At 56.2% G+C, this 16,334-nt stretch carries 11 protein-coding genes and 5 pseudogenes; 8 read left to right on the top strand and 8 right to left on the bottom strand.

Annotation, left to right across the window (positions count from 1 at the left end):
* The first annotated feature begins 106 nt into the window (after positions 1 to 106).
* Complete coding sequence (gene glgX, locus ACQ86N_RS31910) at positions 107 to 2,242, top strand: glycogen debranching protein GlgX (protein ID WP_431210561.1); 2,136 nt, start codon at positions 107 to 109, stop codon at positions 2,240 to 2,242.
* Here the strand turns inward: glgX and ACQ86N_RS31905 are convergent.
* From ACQ86N_RS31905 to ACQ86N_RS31890, 4 genes and pseudogenes are all read right to left on the bottom strand, one after another.
* Entirely contained in the window at positions 2,192 to 2,446 is a 255-nt protein-coding gene (locus ACQ86N_RS31905) for a DUF3459 domain-containing protein (RefSeq protein WP_431217682.1), read from the bottom strand. The genes glgX and ACQ86N_RS31905 overlap by 51 nt on opposite strands.
* 92 nt (positions 2,447 to 2,538) lie before the next feature.
* A pseudogene (gene treZ / locus ACQ86N_RS31900) lies at positions 2,539 to 3,876 on the bottom strand (malto-oligosyltrehalose trehalohydrolase); the annotation flags it as partial.
* 94 nt (positions 3,877 to 3,970) lie between these two features.
* Positions 3,971 to 5,281, bottom strand: coding sequence for an alpha-amylase family glycosyl hydrolase (locus ACQ86N_RS31895; RefSeq protein ID WP_431210560.1), 1,311 nt, complete (start codon positions 5,279 to 5,281; stop codon positions 3,971 to 3,973).
* Positions 5,223 to 5,615, bottom strand: a pseudogene (locus ACQ86N_RS31890) (alpha-amylase family glycosyl hydrolase); the annotation flags it as partial. The pseudogene ACQ86N_RS31890 and the gene ACQ86N_RS31895, both read right to left, overlap by 59 nt.
* Between ACQ86N_RS31890 and ACQ86N_RS31885 the strand changes: the two are divergent.
* Both ACQ86N_RS31885 and ACQ86N_RS31880 read left to right on the top strand, forming a co-directional pair.
* Positions 5,601 to 6,856: pseudogene (locus ACQ86N_RS31885) on the top strand (alpha-glucosidase). The pseudogenes ACQ86N_RS31890 and ACQ86N_RS31885 overlap by 15 nt on opposite strands.
* A gap of 155 nt (positions 6,857 to 7,011) precedes the next feature.
* A complete protein-coding gene (locus tag ACQ86N_RS31880) occupies positions 7,012 to 7,212 on the top strand; it encodes an alpha-glucosidase C-terminal domain-containing protein (protein ID WP_431210559.1) in 201 nt (66 codons plus the stop codon).
* On the opposite strand, the gene ACQ86N_RS31875 is transcribed toward ACQ86N_RS31880, so the two are convergent.
* Positions 7,194 to 8,279: a glycosyltransferase family 9 protein gene (locus tag ACQ86N_RS31875; protein ID WP_431210558.1), complete on the bottom strand. Its 1,086-nt coding sequence runs from the start codon at positions 8,277 to 8,279 to the stop codon at positions 7,194 to 7,196. The two genes, ACQ86N_RS31880 and ACQ86N_RS31875, sit on opposite strands and share 19 nt — an antisense overlap.
* Before the next feature lie 21 nt (positions 8,280 to 8,300).
* Entirely contained in the window at positions 8,301 to 8,552 is a 252-nt protein-coding gene (locus tag ACQ86N_RS31870) for a hypothetical protein (protein WP_431210557.1), read from the bottom strand.
* A gap of 71 nt (positions 8,553 to 8,623) precedes the next feature.
* On the opposite strand from ACQ86N_RS31870, the gene ACQ86N_RS31865 reads away from it, so the two are divergent.
* Together ACQ86N_RS31865 and ACQ86N_RS31860 are read left to right on the top strand one after the other, a co-directional pair.
* Entirely contained in the window at positions 8,624 to 8,926 is a 303-nt protein-coding gene (locus ACQ86N_RS31865; RefSeq protein WP_431210556.1) for a hypothetical protein, read from the top strand.
* Between the two features lie 190 nt (positions 8,927 to 9,116).
* Positions 9,117 to 10,223: an XdhC family protein gene (locus ACQ86N_RS31860; RefSeq protein ID WP_431210555.1), complete on the top strand. Its 1,107-nt coding sequence runs from the start codon at positions 9,117 to 9,119 to the stop codon at positions 10,221 to 10,223.
* A gap of 93 nt (positions 10,224 to 10,316) precedes the next feature.
* Here ACQ86N_RS31860 and ACQ86N_RS31855 read toward each other — a convergent pair.
* Positions 10,317 to 10,555: pseudogene (locus tag ACQ86N_RS31855) on the bottom strand (hypothetical protein); the annotation flags it as partial.
* Positions 10,556 to 10,691: 136 nt separating this feature from the next.
* Positions 10,692 to 10,997 (bottom strand): annotated as a pseudogene (locus tag ACQ86N_RS31850) (DUF72 domain-containing protein); the annotation flags it as partial.
* Positions 10,998 to 11,387: 390 nt separating this feature from the next.
* On the opposite strand from ACQ86N_RS31850, the gene ACQ86N_RS31845 reads away from it, so the two are divergent.
* From ACQ86N_RS31845 to ACQ86N_RS31835, 3 genes are read left to right on the top strand one after another with little or no spacing between them, the layout of a single operon-like run.
* A complete protein-coding gene (locus tag ACQ86N_RS31845) occupies positions 11,388 to 12,764 on the top strand; it encodes a TonB-dependent receptor plug domain-containing protein (RefSeq protein WP_431210554.1) in 1,377 nt (458 codons plus the stop codon).
* On the top strand, positions 12,718 to 14,436 hold the full coding sequence (locus ACQ86N_RS31840; protein ID WP_431210553.1) for a SusC/RagA family TonB-linked outer membrane protein: 1,719 nt from the start codon (positions 12,718 to 12,720) through the stop codon (positions 14,434 to 14,436). Before ACQ86N_RS31845 ends, ACQ86N_RS31840 begins: the two co-directional genes overlap by 47 nt.
* 34 nt (positions 14,437 to 14,470) lie before the next feature.
* Complete coding sequence (locus ACQ86N_RS31835; RefSeq protein WP_431210552.1) at positions 14,471 to 16,324, top strand: RagB/SusD family nutrient uptake outer membrane protein; 1,854 nt, start codon at positions 14,471 to 14,473, stop codon at positions 16,322 to 16,324.
* The last annotated feature ends 10 nt before the right edge of the window (positions 16,325 to 16,334 follow it).

Below are 16,334 nucleotides of genomic sequence, written 5' to 3'. Positions count from 1 at the left end.
TGTTTAAAGGGACGGGTGATGGCAGGTGTGGCCGCTAAAGGCCGGGTGCGGGGTGATGGGGAGTGCTGTCCGCGGTGTCCCGCATTTTCTACAATAAACCTTTCATATGACGATCTATCCGGGCAACCCTTATCCTCTGGGCTCTTTCTGGGATGGGAAGGGTGTGAATTTTGCCGTTTATTCTCACAATGCTACGGCGGTAGAACTATGTCTTTTCAATGCTCCAAAAGGGGAAAAGGAGGTGCAGCGTATCAAGCTGACCGAGCGGTCGCACGATGTCTGGCATATTTATGTCGGAGACTGCAAGCCCGGGCAGGTCTATGGTTACCGCGTATATGGGCCATACGAGCCTTCCGGCGGACATCGATTTAATCCTTCCAAGGTATTAATGGACCCCTACGCGAGGGCCATGTGTTCGATAGAAGAATGGGATGACAGTCTGTTCGGTTACGAGATCGGAAAGGACGATCTTTCAAAGGACGAGCGCGACAATGCCGGGGTGGCGCCGAAGTCGATCGTTATCGATCATCATTTCGACTGGGGCGACGACAGGCCACCGAAGGTGGCTTATCACAACACGGTCATCTATGAGATGCATGTGAAAGGGTTTACGAAGTTAATGCCTGAGATACCGGAAAAGATCAGGGGCACTTATGCGGCGCTGGCGCATCCTACCGTTATCGATTATCTGAAAAAGTTGGGTGTTACGGCGGTCGAGCTGATGCCGGTACACCAGAGCATCGCCGAGCGGCACCTGGTGGAAAAGGGGCTGACGAACTACTGGGGCTATAACACCATCGGATTTTTTGCACCGGGGATCCGGTTCTACAGCGGGGATGATTCCGGCGGCCAGGTGTATGAGTTCAAGAATATGGTAAAGGAGCTGCACAAGGCGGGGATAGAGGTATTCCTGGACGTGGTATACAATCATACCGCCGAGGGGAATCAGATGGGACCGACGCTTTGCTATCGTGGTATCGACAATACAGAGTATTACCGGCTGGCCGATGACAAGCGCTATTACTATGATTATACCGGGACGGGCAATACGCTGAATGCGCGGCTGCCCAATGTCCTGGCGCTGATCATGGACAGTCTGCGGTATTGGGTGCAGGAGATGCACGTTGACGGTTTCCGGTTCGACCTCGCGGCGGCGCTGGCGCGTGAGCTGCAGGATGTCAACAGGCTGAGCGCTTTCTTCAGCATCATCTACCAGGACCCGGTGATCTCGCAGGTTAAGCTGATCGCGGAACCCTGGGATGTCGGGGAGGGTGGATATCAGATAGGACAGTTCCCTCCGGGCTGGGCGGAGTGGAACGGGAAGTACAGGGATTGTATGCGGGACTACTGGAGGGGTGCGGACAGTGTGCTGGCGGAATTTGCGGAGCGGTTTACGGGAAGTTCCGACCTGTACAAGGAGGACAACCGGAATCCGACGGCGAGTATCAATTTTATTACGGCGCATGACGGGTTTACGCTGAACGATCTGGTGAGCTACAACGACCGGCATAACGAGGCGAACGGCGAGGACAATAAGGACGGTTCGGACGACAACCACAGCTGGAATTGTGGAACCGAGGGGCCAACGGATGATCCGAATATCATCAAACTGCGGGGTAGGCAAAAGCGGAATTTTCTGGCAACGCTGCTGTTGTCGCAGGGTGTGCCGATGCTGCTGGCGGGCGATGAGATGGGACATGGTCAGAATGGGAATAATAACGCCTATTGTCAGGACAATGAAATTTCCTGGCTCAACTGGGAGAAGAGGGATAGGGATCTGGTGCAGTTCGCATCGGATGTGATCGCTTTGCGGCGCCGTCACCCCGTCTTTTCGAGGAAGCAGTGGTTCAAGGGGAGGCCTGTCAGGAGCAAGGGTCTCACGGATATTGCCTGGTTCAAGCCGGACGGGAGCGATATGGGGGACGAGGACTGGAACAGCGGATTTGCGAAGTCGCTGGGCATTTTCCTGTACGGCGGAGGACTGCATACGGTGGATCCGTTGAACAATCCAATGGTTGACGATAGCTTCTATATCATCTTCAATGCGCATTATGAGGAGCTGGAGTTTGTGCTGCCGGCCGATCAGTATGGAAAAAAATGGAATGTCGTATTCGATACGGCCTTTCCGGGTGTGAAGAAGGAGTACGGTGCAGGCGCGCGGGTCAAGGCGTGGGACAGGTCGATGATCGTGCTACAGTCGAAACTGCAGCTGCCTGGTCAGCGGGTGGACGTCGAACACTGATACGCCCCATGGCGGGAGCGGGCCCGTGATCGGGTACCCCTGGCAGTGGAGGGGTTGGTCGGAGAAGTTCAGCAGGCAGTGCAGCTGTTGATGGTGGTCGGAGGAGTGACGGGAGAGGGCGATGCCCCGGTCGGCGATGAGGTCCGCGCGGAAATTATTTTTTTCAAGATTGGATAGTAGTGGATGGCTGCGGCGGAGGCCGATCGGCTGGCGGTGCCAGTCGAGGAGGATGGCGTGGTCGCCGGTGATACGGCGGTTCCAGTTGAGCCGTGACTGGTTGAAGGTTTCTTCCGATTGGGGGTCATTGGAGTCTGCCTCCCAGCCGAAGTCTTTGAACTGTCGTTTGCGCGAGTCTTTGAGGCCGATGAATATCTGGGGGTCGCTGTAGTCCGAGAAAAAATAAAAGGGGTGGTCTCGCCGTATTCCTCTCCCATGAAAAGCAGTGGTATGTAGGGGCTGAGGAGGATGGCGGCGGCCGCGAGTTTGAGGCGGGGCAGGTCTACGAGTGTGGATAGGCGTTGGCCGTCCGGCCTGTTGCCGGGGAGGTCGTGGTTCTGGTTGAAGACGACGAAGCGGTGTCCCGGAATGCCTGCGGAGGACGCGCCGTGGCGACGGTGGCGGAAGAGAACGTATTCGTTGCTGTGAACGAAGCCTTCGGTGTAGGCCTTGGCCAGCTGCCAGAGGTGACCGAAGTCGCTGTAGTGGCGGATGCCGTCGGGGTCGAGCAGGACGTAGAGGGCATGGTGGAAGTCGTCGAGCCACTGGGCGTCGAAGCCGAGTCCGCCTGCTGCGGTGGGTTTTACGACGCGGGGGCTGTTGAGGTCGCTTTCGGCGACGAGATAGAAGGGATGGCCGCTGGTTGACGTCCAGGTGTCGATGGCATGGTCGAGGTCGTCCCAGATGGTGACGGCGTTGCGGTCGAAGATCTCGTGGATAGCGTCGAGGCGGAGTCCGTCGATATGGAAGTGTTCGGCCCAGTACATGGTGTTGTTTACGATAAAATCCCGTACGCCGTCGGACCAGGCGCCGTCGTAGTTGAATGCTTTTCCCCACGGAGTATGGTATTTATCGGAGAAATAGGGAGCGAAATTGTCCAGGATATTTCCTTCGCCGCCGACGTGGTTGTAGATGGAGTCGAGGAAGACGGCGATGCCGTGTGAGTGGCAGGCGTCGACGAGTCGTTTGAGTCCGTCGGGACCACCGTAGCTGTCCTGTACGGCATATAGGAAGACTTCGTCGTAGCCCCAGTTGCGTTTGCCGGGGCACTGGGCGACGGGCATGAGTTCGATGGCGTTGATGCCGAGTGCGGCAAGGTCATGGAGACGTGGAATGATGGCGTCGAAGGTGCCGTCCGGGGTGAAAGTTCCGACGTGGAGTTCGTAGAAAATGAGGCTGGGAAAGGGGAGGCCTTTCCAGTCGTTGTCGTGCCATTGGTAGCTCGAATGGTCGACGATAGCGGAGGGCCCGTGGACGCCTTCGGGTTGATAAGCCGAGGTGGGGTCGGGGTATGGGGAAGTGTTGTCGGGGATGTAATAGTAGTGATCGCCTGCTTTGGCGCCTGGGATGTCTGCCTGGAAGTAGCCGGCGTTGTCGGGTTGGAGGGGGAAATGCTGATCGTTGATGAGAAGGGTCATCGATTTTTTTCGGGAGCCCAGACCCGGAAATGGCAGCCGCCCTGGTGGAGGCGCGGCCATGTGATGGGGCGTGAGGTATATGGAGAGTGTTGGGTCATAATGAGGGATTGGAAGATACAGACTGCCATTCGTCGAGCCTGACTACCAATCCTTCGTCGCCGCTGAGGTCTATTTTGTCGCGGACGGTTGCGTTCAGTTGTTCCGGGACCGTGTCGATCACGATCGTTCCTTTGAAGAGGATGGTTCCCGGCTTGAAATAACAGGGTCGGTGTGTCAGGTTGAGTACTATCAGGAATCCGGGCTGTCCTTCTGCCTGCCGGATATAGGCGATCATCTGGTGGTCCGAGCAGACTGGTTTGTAGTCGCCGGTCATCAGAGAAGGTTCCTGTTGTCGCAGGTCGATGAGCGATTTGTAGAGTGTGAGGGCGGAGATGGGGTTGGTCTTTTGGATCTGTACGTTGCGGCGCTGGAAGGCGGGGTCGATGCGGAGCCAGGGTTTGGCGCCGGTGAAGCCGGCGTTGCCGCTGTTGTCCCAGAGCATTGGGGTGCGTTCGGGGTCGCGGCTGAGGTTTTTGCCGGGCATGTTGAGACCCTGCGGGTCCTGTACTTCTTCTTCGGGTATGGGTATGTCGCGCATGCTGATCTCGTCGCCGTAGTACATGGTCGGTGTGCCGCGGAGGGTGAGGAGGAGGATGGCTGCGATCTTCGCCTGTTGTGCGCCGACGCGGCTGGTGATGCGGGGTTGGTCGTGGTTGCCGATGACCCAGTTGGGCCAGTCGCCTCCGGGGAGAGCCGCTTCGTATTCGTCGATGGCTGCGGCGATGAGGCGGGGTTCCCGGGGAAGGGAGATGAGCATGAAGTTGAAGGGAAGGTGGGCTTCCTTGTCTTGGGTACCGTAGTAGGTGACGAGGCGATGAACGGGGAGGTAGATCTCGGCGATCATCAAGCGCTCGTCGTACTGGTCGAGGACCTTCCGCATTCCGGCAGCTATTTCGTGCATTTCCGGCTGGTCGGTGGAATATACGGGGAGCAATTTTTCGTAGGTCGCCATGGTGTCCTTGTAGTCGGGATTGTGGGGGTTGTCGCGCCACTGGCTGTCTTTTATCATATGCCACATGGCGTCCACGCGGAAGCCGTCGACGCCTTTGTCGAGCCAGAAGCGCATGATGTTGTGCATTGCTTCGACGACCTCGGGATTGCGCCAGTTGAGGTCGGGCTGTTTGACGAGGAAGGCGTGGTAGTAGTATTGTTTTGTTGTTTCGTCCCATTGCCAGTGCGCTGCCGCCGAAGACGCTGAGCCAGTTATTTGGAGGGGTGCCGTCAGGTTTGGCGTCTTTCCAGATGTACCAGTCTCTTTTGGGGTTGTCCCGGGAACTGCGGGACTCGACGAACCAGGGGTGTTCATCGGAGCTGTGGTTGGGGACGAGGTCGAGGATGAGGCGCATACCTGCGGCGTGCAGCTGTTGGAGGAGTTCGTCAAAGTCTGCGAGGCTGCCGAAAGGGGCCCAGATGTTCTCATAGTTGGAGATATCATAGCCAAAGTCGGCCATTGGGGACGGATAGATGGGAGAGATCCAGATGGCCTTGACTCCCAGCCATTTCAGGTAGTCGAGGCGTTGGATGATGCCACGCAGGTCGCCGATGCCGTCGCCGTTGCCGTCCTGAAAGGATCGGGGGTAGACCTGATAGATAATCCCGTCCTGCCACCAGAGGTATTGTTTTTGATGCGTGTTTGGCATGTTAACGTAACCAGCAATCGAAGTGCCATGGAAATGCAATGGTGGAAAGGGGCTGTTATTTACCAGGTCTATCCACGTAGTTTTAAAGACAGTGACGGGGACGGGGTTGGGGATCTGCCGGGATTGACCGGCGAGCTCGACTATATTGCATCGTTGGGTGTGGATGCGGTATGGATCAATCCGGTATATCTTTCTCCGGGGCTTGACAACGGCTATGACATCAGCGATTTCAGGTCGATCGATCCGCAGTATGGTACGATGGAGGATATGCTGCGGCTGATAGACGGGTTGCACCGGCGGGGTATTAAAATAATAATCGACATGGTGCTAAATCACACGAGCGATGAGCACCGGTGGTTCAGGGCGGCGCGGTCGTCGAGGGCGAATCCGTATTATTCCTATTACCATTGGTGGCCGGCAGAGAGGGGAGAACCGCCGCATCGCTGTGGTTTTTTTGACGCATCGGGGAGGGGATGGGAGTATAATGCCGCGACTGATTCCTGGTACCTGCACTATTTCGCGGCTCAGCAGCCGGACCTCAACTGGGAGAATCCACTGGTTCGTTGGGAGCTGTACACAATGCTGCGGTGGTGGCTGGACAGGGGGTGGACGGAGTTCGGCTGGACGCCATCTGCTTCATTTCAAAGGATGTGGAGTGGCCGGAGATCGGTCCGGAGATCTTGCGGTCGAAGTATCATAATGACTGGGGACATTTTTACGCCTCGGGGCCGAGGCTGCACGAGTATCTGAAAGAGATGCGGGCGGCGGTGTTCTCGAATTACGACGTGGTGGTTATCGGCGAGATGGCGGGTGTGGGCTCGGAGGAGGCACATTTGTTCGATGGCGAGCTGGACCTGCTGTATCATTTTGAGGGGATCTCGATCGGCTATTTGCCGGAGGAGTTCAAGAAGGTTGATCCGGCGGGCTACCGACTGGAAGAATGGAAGGAGGTATATACGAGGTGGGACGCTGTTTTAAAGGGCCGGTCGTGGGGGGCGTTGTATCTGGGCAATCATGATCAGCCGAGAATGGTATCGAGGTGGGGGGATGGCAGTGCGGTATCGGCTAAGCTGCTTTTTACGTGGTTGCTGACGATGAGGGGGACGCCCTTTATCTATAACGGGGACGAGTTGGGGATGACGAATATACGCTTCACGGATATTTCCGACTATCGGGATGTGGAGACGCACCGGATGTATGAGAACCTGCAGAAGCAGGGAGGAAATGTTGCCGGTTTTTAGAGGACCAGCAGATAACGGGGAGGGATAATGGGCGGACGCCATTCCAGTGGACGGATGGGGAGGCTGCGGGTTTTACCAGCGGGATGCCGTGGATTGCGGTGAATCCGAATTTTCACTAGCATCAACAGGAAGGCGGAGGAGGGGATGAGGGTTCTGTGCTGAATTATGTGCGGAAGTTGATACGACTGCGAAAGTCGAGTCCTGCGCTGGTCTATGGCGCGTACGAGGTATTGGGTCCGGAGCATCCGCACGTGTATGCGTACAGAAGGAAACTTGGCGATGAGGAATGGACAGTCGTACTGAATTTCAGTGGTAAGGAGCAGGTTTGGGGGAGGGGTCAGGCTGAGGCCGTATGAAGCGAGGATTGCAGGATGAGGTTTGTCGCGTCGAGTATATCGCGGGGGGAAGGGTATTTAATTTCTGTGTTATAGAGTTTTTCATTTACATATCGGATGACCTCGTTGCGGCTGCGGCTGGACCGGTCGACGGGCATCTGCAAAATTTCGGCCTGCGCTCTCCATGGGGTATGTTGGGGACTGGTCTGGGCGTAAAGTACGACTTCGGGCGTGCCGACGGCAGCGGCGATATGTATAGTAGCGGTATCGACAGAGATGACCATCTGGCTGGCTGCGATGGTGGCGATAAATTCTTCTATCGTCAGGAGGCCGGCTGCTGCATATATACCTTCGGGTATAGCGGAGGCCAGCTGTTCCGCCAGTGGGATGTCCATATTGCTTCCGGTGATCAGCAACTGGGTATGGGTTTGTTCGCGGACCAGACGAATCGTGTCGATCCATAGGGGGATGGGGTATTCTCTTTTTTCGCTGACGCCGGGATGAATGGTGATCCATGGTTGGCTGGTGTCGAGTCCGATGGCGTGGATTTTCTCCATGGCCCAGTGGCGTGCGTAGGGGCCGAAGGAGAGGCGGAGTTTGTCGTCGCCGGTGGTCGCGCTGAGGTGGCTGACGAGGAAGAGGTCGCGTTCTACCTGGTGGTGGATGACGGAATAGGGTTCTTTGTCGGGGACCCAGTCGGTCAGGAGGTGGCAAGGGTTTTCGCGGCAGTAGGCCAGACGGCGCGGGATACCGGCCATCCAGCAGAGGAGGGCGGCGGGCAGCGGGTTCTGGCTATACATTGTAAAGATGACGGCGAGGTCGAATTGTTGGTCCTGCAGCTGGCGGATTAATTGTTGGCAGTTATCGGGTGTTTGGAAGGATTGGGTGGACATCCACGGGAGGTCGGAAACGATGGTCGAGTCGATGTCGGGGATATAGGAAGTGATCAGGCCGCCCATGGTCGAGGTCAGCAGGGTGATATGGGGGTCGAAGGTTTCTTTGAGCGCCCGTAGCGCGGGTGAGGTCATGATGACGTCGCCCATGTTGTCGGTACCGATGCAAAGGATGTTCCTGAAGTTGGGGGTCATGGCAGGTGTTTTTTTGCGGGGTTAGCGGTCCTGGCGGTTTTGGGTGATGTCTTTGCGGCGGAGCGCTTCGTTGACCCAGTTCTTTTTTTCGTTGTCATAGTTGGAGCCGCTGTTGGATTCGCTGCCCTGGCGGTTGGCGTCCTGTCTGCCGGAGTCGTTGGAGCCCTGGCCGTAGTTGGAGCCCGCCTGGGTGGTGGACCCGTGGTGGTGTTCGGCGCGTGTGGGTTTGTCTTCGGTGACGTCCTTTTGTTTGGTGAGGTTATGCTTTTTCATAATATTCGTTTTGGGTAGGTATGCCATTTTTATGCCCAGGTTTTGGTATTGGATTTGTGGCTTTTAGGAGTATGAAGAAATCAACAACGGATATTATTATCAGGGAGCTGGAAGATTTGATCCGGAAGGGGAATGCGCATGTTCCCTTTGAGGATGCGGTTGAGGAGGTTTCGCCGCGGATAGTGGGCGTGGTGCCTGAGGGGTTGCCGTACAGTCTCTGGCAGCTGGTGGAGCATATCCGGATAACGCAGTGGGATATCCTGGAATTTTCGCGGAATCCGAATTATCAGAGTCCTGAATGGCCGGAGGGATACTGGCCAACGGTGGCGGCGCCGGCGCGTGAGGGGATCTTGCCCTTGCGGTGGAGCGGATAGTGGCGGACAGGGAGGAATTCATCGGCTTGCTGCAGGCTGCGGGGAGAGAATTTACGAGCCATTTGCGCATGGGCACGGGCAGTCATTATTGAGGGAGGCGCTGCTGATAGCGGATCATACCAGCTATCATACGGGGGAGATTATTGTTGTGCGGCGGCTCCTGAAAGACTGGAAGTCGTAAATTGTGGGGGTGAAAGAAATCAGGACTATTGTCGAAGCCTATAAGAGTATCGACTTTTCCCGAACGCAGGCTGCGCTGGCGACTGTGGTGCGGGTGGAGGGGTCTTCTTATCGTCGTGCGGGGGCGCGTATGCTGGTATTGGATGACGGAACCTATCTCGGGGGAATCAGCGGTGGATGTCTGGAGGGGGATGCGCTGCGGCGGGCGCAGAAGGGGATCGCGTTGGGGCGGTCGTCGGTGATCACGTATGATACGACGGAGGATGACGACTACCAGATAGGTGTGGGATTGGGTTGTCAGGGGATCGTCGACGTGTTGTTTACGCCCTTGCGGCCGGGATCGGCGGGTAATCCTGTGGAAATACTGTCGGGATTGACGGATATACGACGGCCGGAGGTGCTACTGACGGTGACGGGTTCGCCGGATCAGGGGGGATTGGGGAGGACGTTTGTGGGGGATGCGGGGATTGGGGGCGTTGAGGCTTTTGCGGGTGGGTTTCCGGGGCTGGAGGAGAAGATGGCGGCGGATATGCGGACATGTCTGGAGGATCGGGTTTCGCGGACGGTGGAGTATGGGGAAAATAGAATTTTTATCGAGGTGATCCTGCCGGCTATTCATGTGGTGGCTTATGGCGGGAACTATGATATCAGGACCTTGTTGATTCAGGTGAAGGAGATAGGGTGGGATTCGACTGTGGTGCTGAACGCGTCGCGGGCGGACAGGTCGCTGAGCAGGGCGGCAACGCGGGTGATGGATAATAGAGAACCGGGGCTACCGGCTATCGATGCTTATACGGCCGTATTGCTGATGTCGCACGACTACCGAACAGATATGGAGAATCTGAAAAAGGTGTTGCCTTCGGCGGCGTCTTATATCGGTATGCTGGGGCCGCGTAAGCGGGCGGATAAAATATTCGACGCGATGGCGGAGGACGGGTATTTGCTTGGGGAGGCTGACCGGAGGAGGATCTATGCTCCTGCTGGACTGGATATCGGTGCCGCCACGCCGGAGGAGATCGCGTTGTCGATACTGGCTGAGATAAGGAGTCATTTTTCGGCGAGGAATGGAGCTTCGCTGAGGCTGAGGAAGGGATCTATTTATGGACATCCATTGTGAGGCGGGGGAGGGAGTCGCCTGGCTGCCGCAAAGGTTTCGCAGAGTGTTGAGGTCGGCGATGGCGTCGCCGGCCGTATTGTTAAAATAAACAAAGACTTCTTTTCCTTTTTCCTGCCATTGGCGAATCTTGTCGGCATAGGGCTGGAGGGCTTTTCGCCGTAGCCGCCTTTGTAGTCGCCGGCGGGGCCGTGGAAGCGGAGATAGGTGAAGGGACTGTTTAACGGCTCCGTCGTTTTGGAGTCGGGCATATCGTGGAGGACTCTCGTGGCGTGGAAAGCTGGCGAGAACGTCTTCCACTTCTTTTTGTACCAGGTGCGGTTGCGAAACTCCACTGCTATTTTCCAGGTGTGTTGCGGGTCCGACTGAAGAATCCTTTCCAGCAGGCGCTGGAGTTGGGGGGAGTCTGTGTGCTTTTAGTGAGGGCGGGAACTGGATGAGGAGGCAACCTTTTTTTGCGAAGAGGTGGTCGGCGGCGTGCATGAATTTGTTGACGTCGATCGGGATGAAGGCCAGGTCGGGTGTGTGCGTGATGCCGCGCCAGAGTTTGACCGTGAAGCGGAAGTGGTCAGGCACTTCGTGGGTCCATTTTGTAAACGTATGAGGCTGGGGGACCTTGTAGAAACTGCTGTTGACCTCGATGCTGTTGAAGAGTGAGGAGTAATAGGTGAGGCGGGAGGCTGACTGAAATTCCTGCGGGAAGGATTGTTTGTTGGGAACAGGAAGGACGAGACCGCTGGTGCCGAACCAGATGGGGGGAAGGGGAGTATCGTACATGAAGTTTTTGAATTTATATGCAAAGGCGTTGCCAGGGGGGGTATGTGCCTTTCCGCATTCGTTACCGGGAACGATTGCGTAAATAAAGGGATGCTAATGTTCTGCTATCCCGTCAATTCTCACTAGCATTGAGTTTCGGTTTGCCAACGATTTGCCATTAAAACACAACTGCCATATGAAGAAAGTAATGTTCTTTATTGGCCTGCTGCTTTCGATCAGAACGGGTGCGAGCGCCCAGGAAACGATCAGGGGCAGGGTCATAGATGACAGCACTAGTTCCGCGCTTGCGGATGTCTCAATAGCCATCTCTGGTACCTCGAAAGGTACTACTACCGCCTTAGATGGCTTTTTTCTCTCACCCTCCCGACAGACGGAAGAAAACACAGTCTTGTGGTGTCACACTCCGGATACGAGCAACTAACGGTGCCGGTTGCGGGTGCGGGGGCGCCGCTGAATCTGCGGCTGAAGCGGGTGTCGAAGGCGTTGGAGGACGTAGTCGTCATCGGGTATCAGTCCGTCCGCAGAAGGGACGTATTGGCCTCGGTATCGTCCATTGGTAGCCGTCAGCTCAGGGATATTCCCCTCAACTCCGCAGAGGAAGCTCTGGCCGGGAGGCTGGCGGGGGTGCAGGTGACGGGTTCCGAGGGTTCGCCGAATGCGCAGGTGATGATCCGGGTTCGCGGCGGAGGGTCGATCACGCAGGATAACTCACCCCTTTATATAGTCGACGGCATCCAGCTGGACAATGCCCTTTCGACGATCTCGCCGCAGGATATCGAGTCGATCGACGTATTGAAGGACGCGGCGTCGACTTCTATCTATGGCGCTCGCGGGGCGAACGGGGTAGTGATCATCACGACCAAGGGTGGCCGCAATACGGGCGGAAGGACCACGATCTCCTATACCGGGTTGTTCGGGGTGAACGTGCTCGAGAAGGAACTGCCGGTACAGTCGCCCTATGACTATATGTACTATCAGTACGAGCGGGCGAAGCAGACGGGCGACAGCAGCGGTATCGTGCCGTATGGATACAAATGGGATACGGTACAGAAATATAAGAATGTCTCGCCGTATGACTGGCAGCATAAGGTGCTGGGCCGCCATGCTTTCCAGCAGTCGCATAATGTGAGCGTAACGGGCGGTACGGAGCAGACGCAGTACAATCTCAGCCTGACGGACCAGCGGCAGGAGGGTGTGATGCTGAATTCGGACTATGACCGGAAACTGCTGGCTTTCCGGTTCGACCACAACGCGGGCGCCGGTCTGAAGATCGGGTTCAACGTGCGCTATAACAATACGGTCGTCAATGGGGCGGGGACTTCGAATCCCGGTTCCTCGGCGCTGAACTATCTCCGGCAGGTGGTGCGGTACCGGCCTTTTATCCTGCCTGGTCAGACGGACAATAGTTTCGACGCCACTTATTATACGGAGACCAATGCGAACAGTCTTTCGCTGGTCAATCCCGTGCTGCTGAACAATGCGACGTACCGGAGGAGCAATAGCGATATTCTCGATGTAAACGGATATGCCAACTATACCTTTACCAAATGGCTGTCGTTTCGGAGTACGTTCGGGTATGACTACAACAATATGCGGCTGGATGCTTTCGACGACACGCTGACCTATAATTCGAAGATCAACGGTGCGAGCCTGCCGATAGGGGATATAACTTCCAAGCTGAATACGACAATCGACAACTCAAACGTATTCACCTTTTCCAATGCAGCGATACCGGGGCTTTCAGCCAGAAACACGCCATTACGCTGATCGCGGGGAGGAGACCTATCAGACGCATGCGAAGGGCAGCTATATCGAGACCCGGTATTTTCCGATCGGGACGACGGCGAGCGCGGCGCTGGGGAATATGAACCTGGGTACTCCGCCGAATGCCAGTCTGATCGAGCCCAAGCCTACGACGACGGATGTGAGCACGACATTGTTCTCGCTTTTCTCGAGGTTGACCTATGGGTATGACCGGAAGTATCTCGCCTATTTGTCATTCCGGGCGGATGCGTCTTCGCTGTTCGCGCCCAACAACCGGTGGGGGTATTTCCCGTCGGCTACGGCGGCGTGGCGGATATCGCAGGAGAACTTTATGCAGAACTACCCGTGGGTGAACGATCTGAAGCTGCGGTTCTCCTATGGATCGGCGGGGAACAACCGGATCAATCCCTATTTGTATTCGCCACAGTTCAATACAAACACCCAGTACGGTCTGCTCGACCAGCTGGTGACGGGATTTGCGCCGGCTTCCTTCAGCAATCCCAATCTGAAATGGGAGACGACGATCTCGCGGAATATAGGTCTGGATGCGACGCTGTTCAACAACCGGCTTGGTTTGACGGTAGACGCGTACAGCAACAGGACGAAGAACTTGCTGGTCAATACGCCTATCCCGAGCAGCGCCGGGTATTCGACGCAGCTGCAGAATGTGGGGTCGACGACCAACAAGGGAGTGGAAGTACAGGTGACCGGAACGATCCTGCAAAACCGGAAGCTTACGTGGACGGGTAGTTTCAATATCTCCTTCAACCAGAATAAGATCACGAGCCTTGGGCTCCAGAAGTCCTATTTGCAGAATTCGGGCTGGGCGGGAAGCGGCAACCCGGCGGATTATATCGTGCAGGTGGGTCAGCCGGTGGGTTCGATGTACGGTTTGGTCACGGATGGGTTCTATAAGACGAGCGATTTCGACTACAATCCCGCGACGCGTGTGTATACGCTGAAGGCGGGGCAGCCGAATGACGCCTCGATCACGGCTTCTACGCCGATGCCGGGTTCGCTGAAGTACAAAGGAATTGGAAAGGACTCGGTGATTACGGCGGCGGACAGGCAGATCATCGGAAATGCGCAGCCCAAATTCTTCGGCGGCCTGATGCAGCAGGTCAGCTATCATGGGTTCGACCTGAGTGTGTTTATCAACTTCCAGTATGGGAATAAGGTCTACAACTACAACAAGCTGGAGTTCAGCAGCGGTTATACGCCGGGTGCTTCGCTGATGGGATTCATGAAGGACCGCTGGCACACGGTGGACGGGAATGGCAATGTCCTGGAGCAGCTGAACTCTGCGGGTCAGGTAGTAGGGGCTTCTCCGGATTCTTTGAATGCGCTGAATAAGGGGGCGAAGTACTGGATACCGCTGGTCGGGTCGAGCAGCACTTCTTTTACGCCGCAGTCGTGGGCGGTTGAGGATGCTTCCTTTATCCGGATCAACAATATCACGCTGGGGTATACTCTGCCTGTGAGCCTTGTGAGGAAGATGAAGTTGACGCGGATAAGGGTGTATGGCACGGTGAACAATGTGGCTGTGATCACGGGATACAGCGGGTATGATCCTGAGGTGAATACACGGCGTGACACGCCGGTGACGCCGGGTGTGGACTATTCGGCCTATCCCAGAAGCAGGAGTTTTATCGCTGGGCTTAATGTAACCTTTTAATGCCCTGGAAGGGGTGGGTTTTAAACAAAAAATCATGAAAAGTATATATAGCAAAATAGGTCTGGTTGTCCCTGCCATGCTGGTGCTGGCGATGGCGTGCAAAAAATACCTCGAGCCGGCGCCGGTGTCGTCGTTCAGTCCGGACTATGTATTCAGCAATGTGCCGAATGCGCAGAAGGCGTTGCTTGGCGTCTATCAGGATCTGGCCGGTGACAACGGGTACGGAATCCGTATCAGCATGTATTTCCCGTACGACAATGACGAGATGATCGGGATCCACCAGATAGGGGACAATGACCGGGGGGATATCGCGCACTACAATGCCAATGCGGGCAATGGTCAGATAAATGCGCCATGGAGCCAGTTGTATCAGGGCATTGAAAGGGCCAATATCTGCATCTATTATATCCCAAAGATGGATATGTATACCAGCGGGACTACCCAGCAGGTCGGCGAGTTGAAGCGGCTGTACGGTGAGGCGCTGACGCTGAGGGCGCAGTATTATCTGGAGCTGGTCAGGGACTGGGGTGATGTTCCGGTTCAGTGGGTGCCGTCAGCGATGATGGACAATGTGTTCCAGGCGAAGACCGACAGGGATACGATCTACAATCATTTGCTGAACGATCTGCTCACGGCGGAAGGGCTGGTGCCGTGGCGGACGGAGATAGCGGCGCTGGGTGATCCTGCGGATGAGCGGATCACGAAGGGGGCCGTCAAGGGTCTGCGGGCGAGGATCGCGATGTACAGGGGCGGTTATTCTTTGCGCAGGGCGTCGAGTTCCTACGGGCAGGTGATGGCGAGGCCGTCGGATTATATAGCTTATTACAAGATCGCGCACGACGAGTGCTCCGATCTGATGGGGCATCGGGAGCAGCATACGCTGAACACAACCTTTCAGAGCGTTTTTAAGGATGCGCTGGATGCGCATACGTCGGATAAGGCGGGAGAGGTGATGTTCCAGGTGGCGATGGCCGGCGGGGCGGGTTCGTACGACAGCAAGCTGGGGTATTATGACGGGGTGAAGGTGAATGCTTCGCTGACGGGTAACTCAGCAATCGGGGTGCTGCCTACTTACTATTATCTTTTTGATTCGACTGATTCGCGGCGGGATGTGACCTGTGCGGCGTATGAGGTGAATAAGGACCTGACGACGCTGGCTATGCATCCGCCGACGACGCTGGTCGAGGCAAAGTTCAGGAGGGACTGGATCAGCAATCCCACGCAGATGACGTCAACGGCGCAGTACTATGGTATCAACTGGCCGATACAGCGGTTCTCGGATATTTTGCTGATGTTTGCGGAGACGGACAACGAAATGAACGGGGCGCCTTCCGCCGCGGCTGTGAGTGCGTTCGAGGAGGTGAGGAAGAGGGGGTATGGCAAGAATGCGGGCGCTATTGGAACGACGCCGACGGATCACGACGGATTCTTCCGTGCGATCGTGAAGGAGAGGTCGCTGGAATTTGGTGGGGAGGGGATCCGAAAATTCGATCTGATCCGGTGGAACCTGCTGGGGCAGCGGCTGGCGGAGGCGAAGGCCGACCTTACGGCGATGTCAAAGCGCAGCGGGACTTTTGCAGGAGTCTATGCCAACAATGCGCTGGACTTCAGTAAGCTGCCCGATTCGATGGTGTACAGCAAGGCCTCTACGTCGCCGACGGGGCTGGTGCTGCGGAATTCGTTGTATGCGCCCCGCGCCGGGTTATTGCCGGCGGCAGGTGATTCGATGATCCTGTGGGTCTCCAAGAGTGTCGCCAATGTGCTGAACCTATCGGGATCTTCGAATGGCTATGCATTTTATTTCAAGGCCAATCACAGCGAGCTACTGCCGATACCGCAGCCTGCGCTGGATGCGAACTATAATTTAAAACAGGACTATGGTTATTAGGACAATCCTG

This window comes from Puia sp. P3 (assembly GCF_050632245.1).
Taxonomy (GTDB): Bacteria; Bacteroidota; Bacteroidia; order Chitinophagales; family Chitinophagaceae; genus Puia.
The sequence above is the reverse complement of the archived record's forward strand: the minus strand, read 5'-3'. Positions and strand labels throughout refer to the sequence as shown.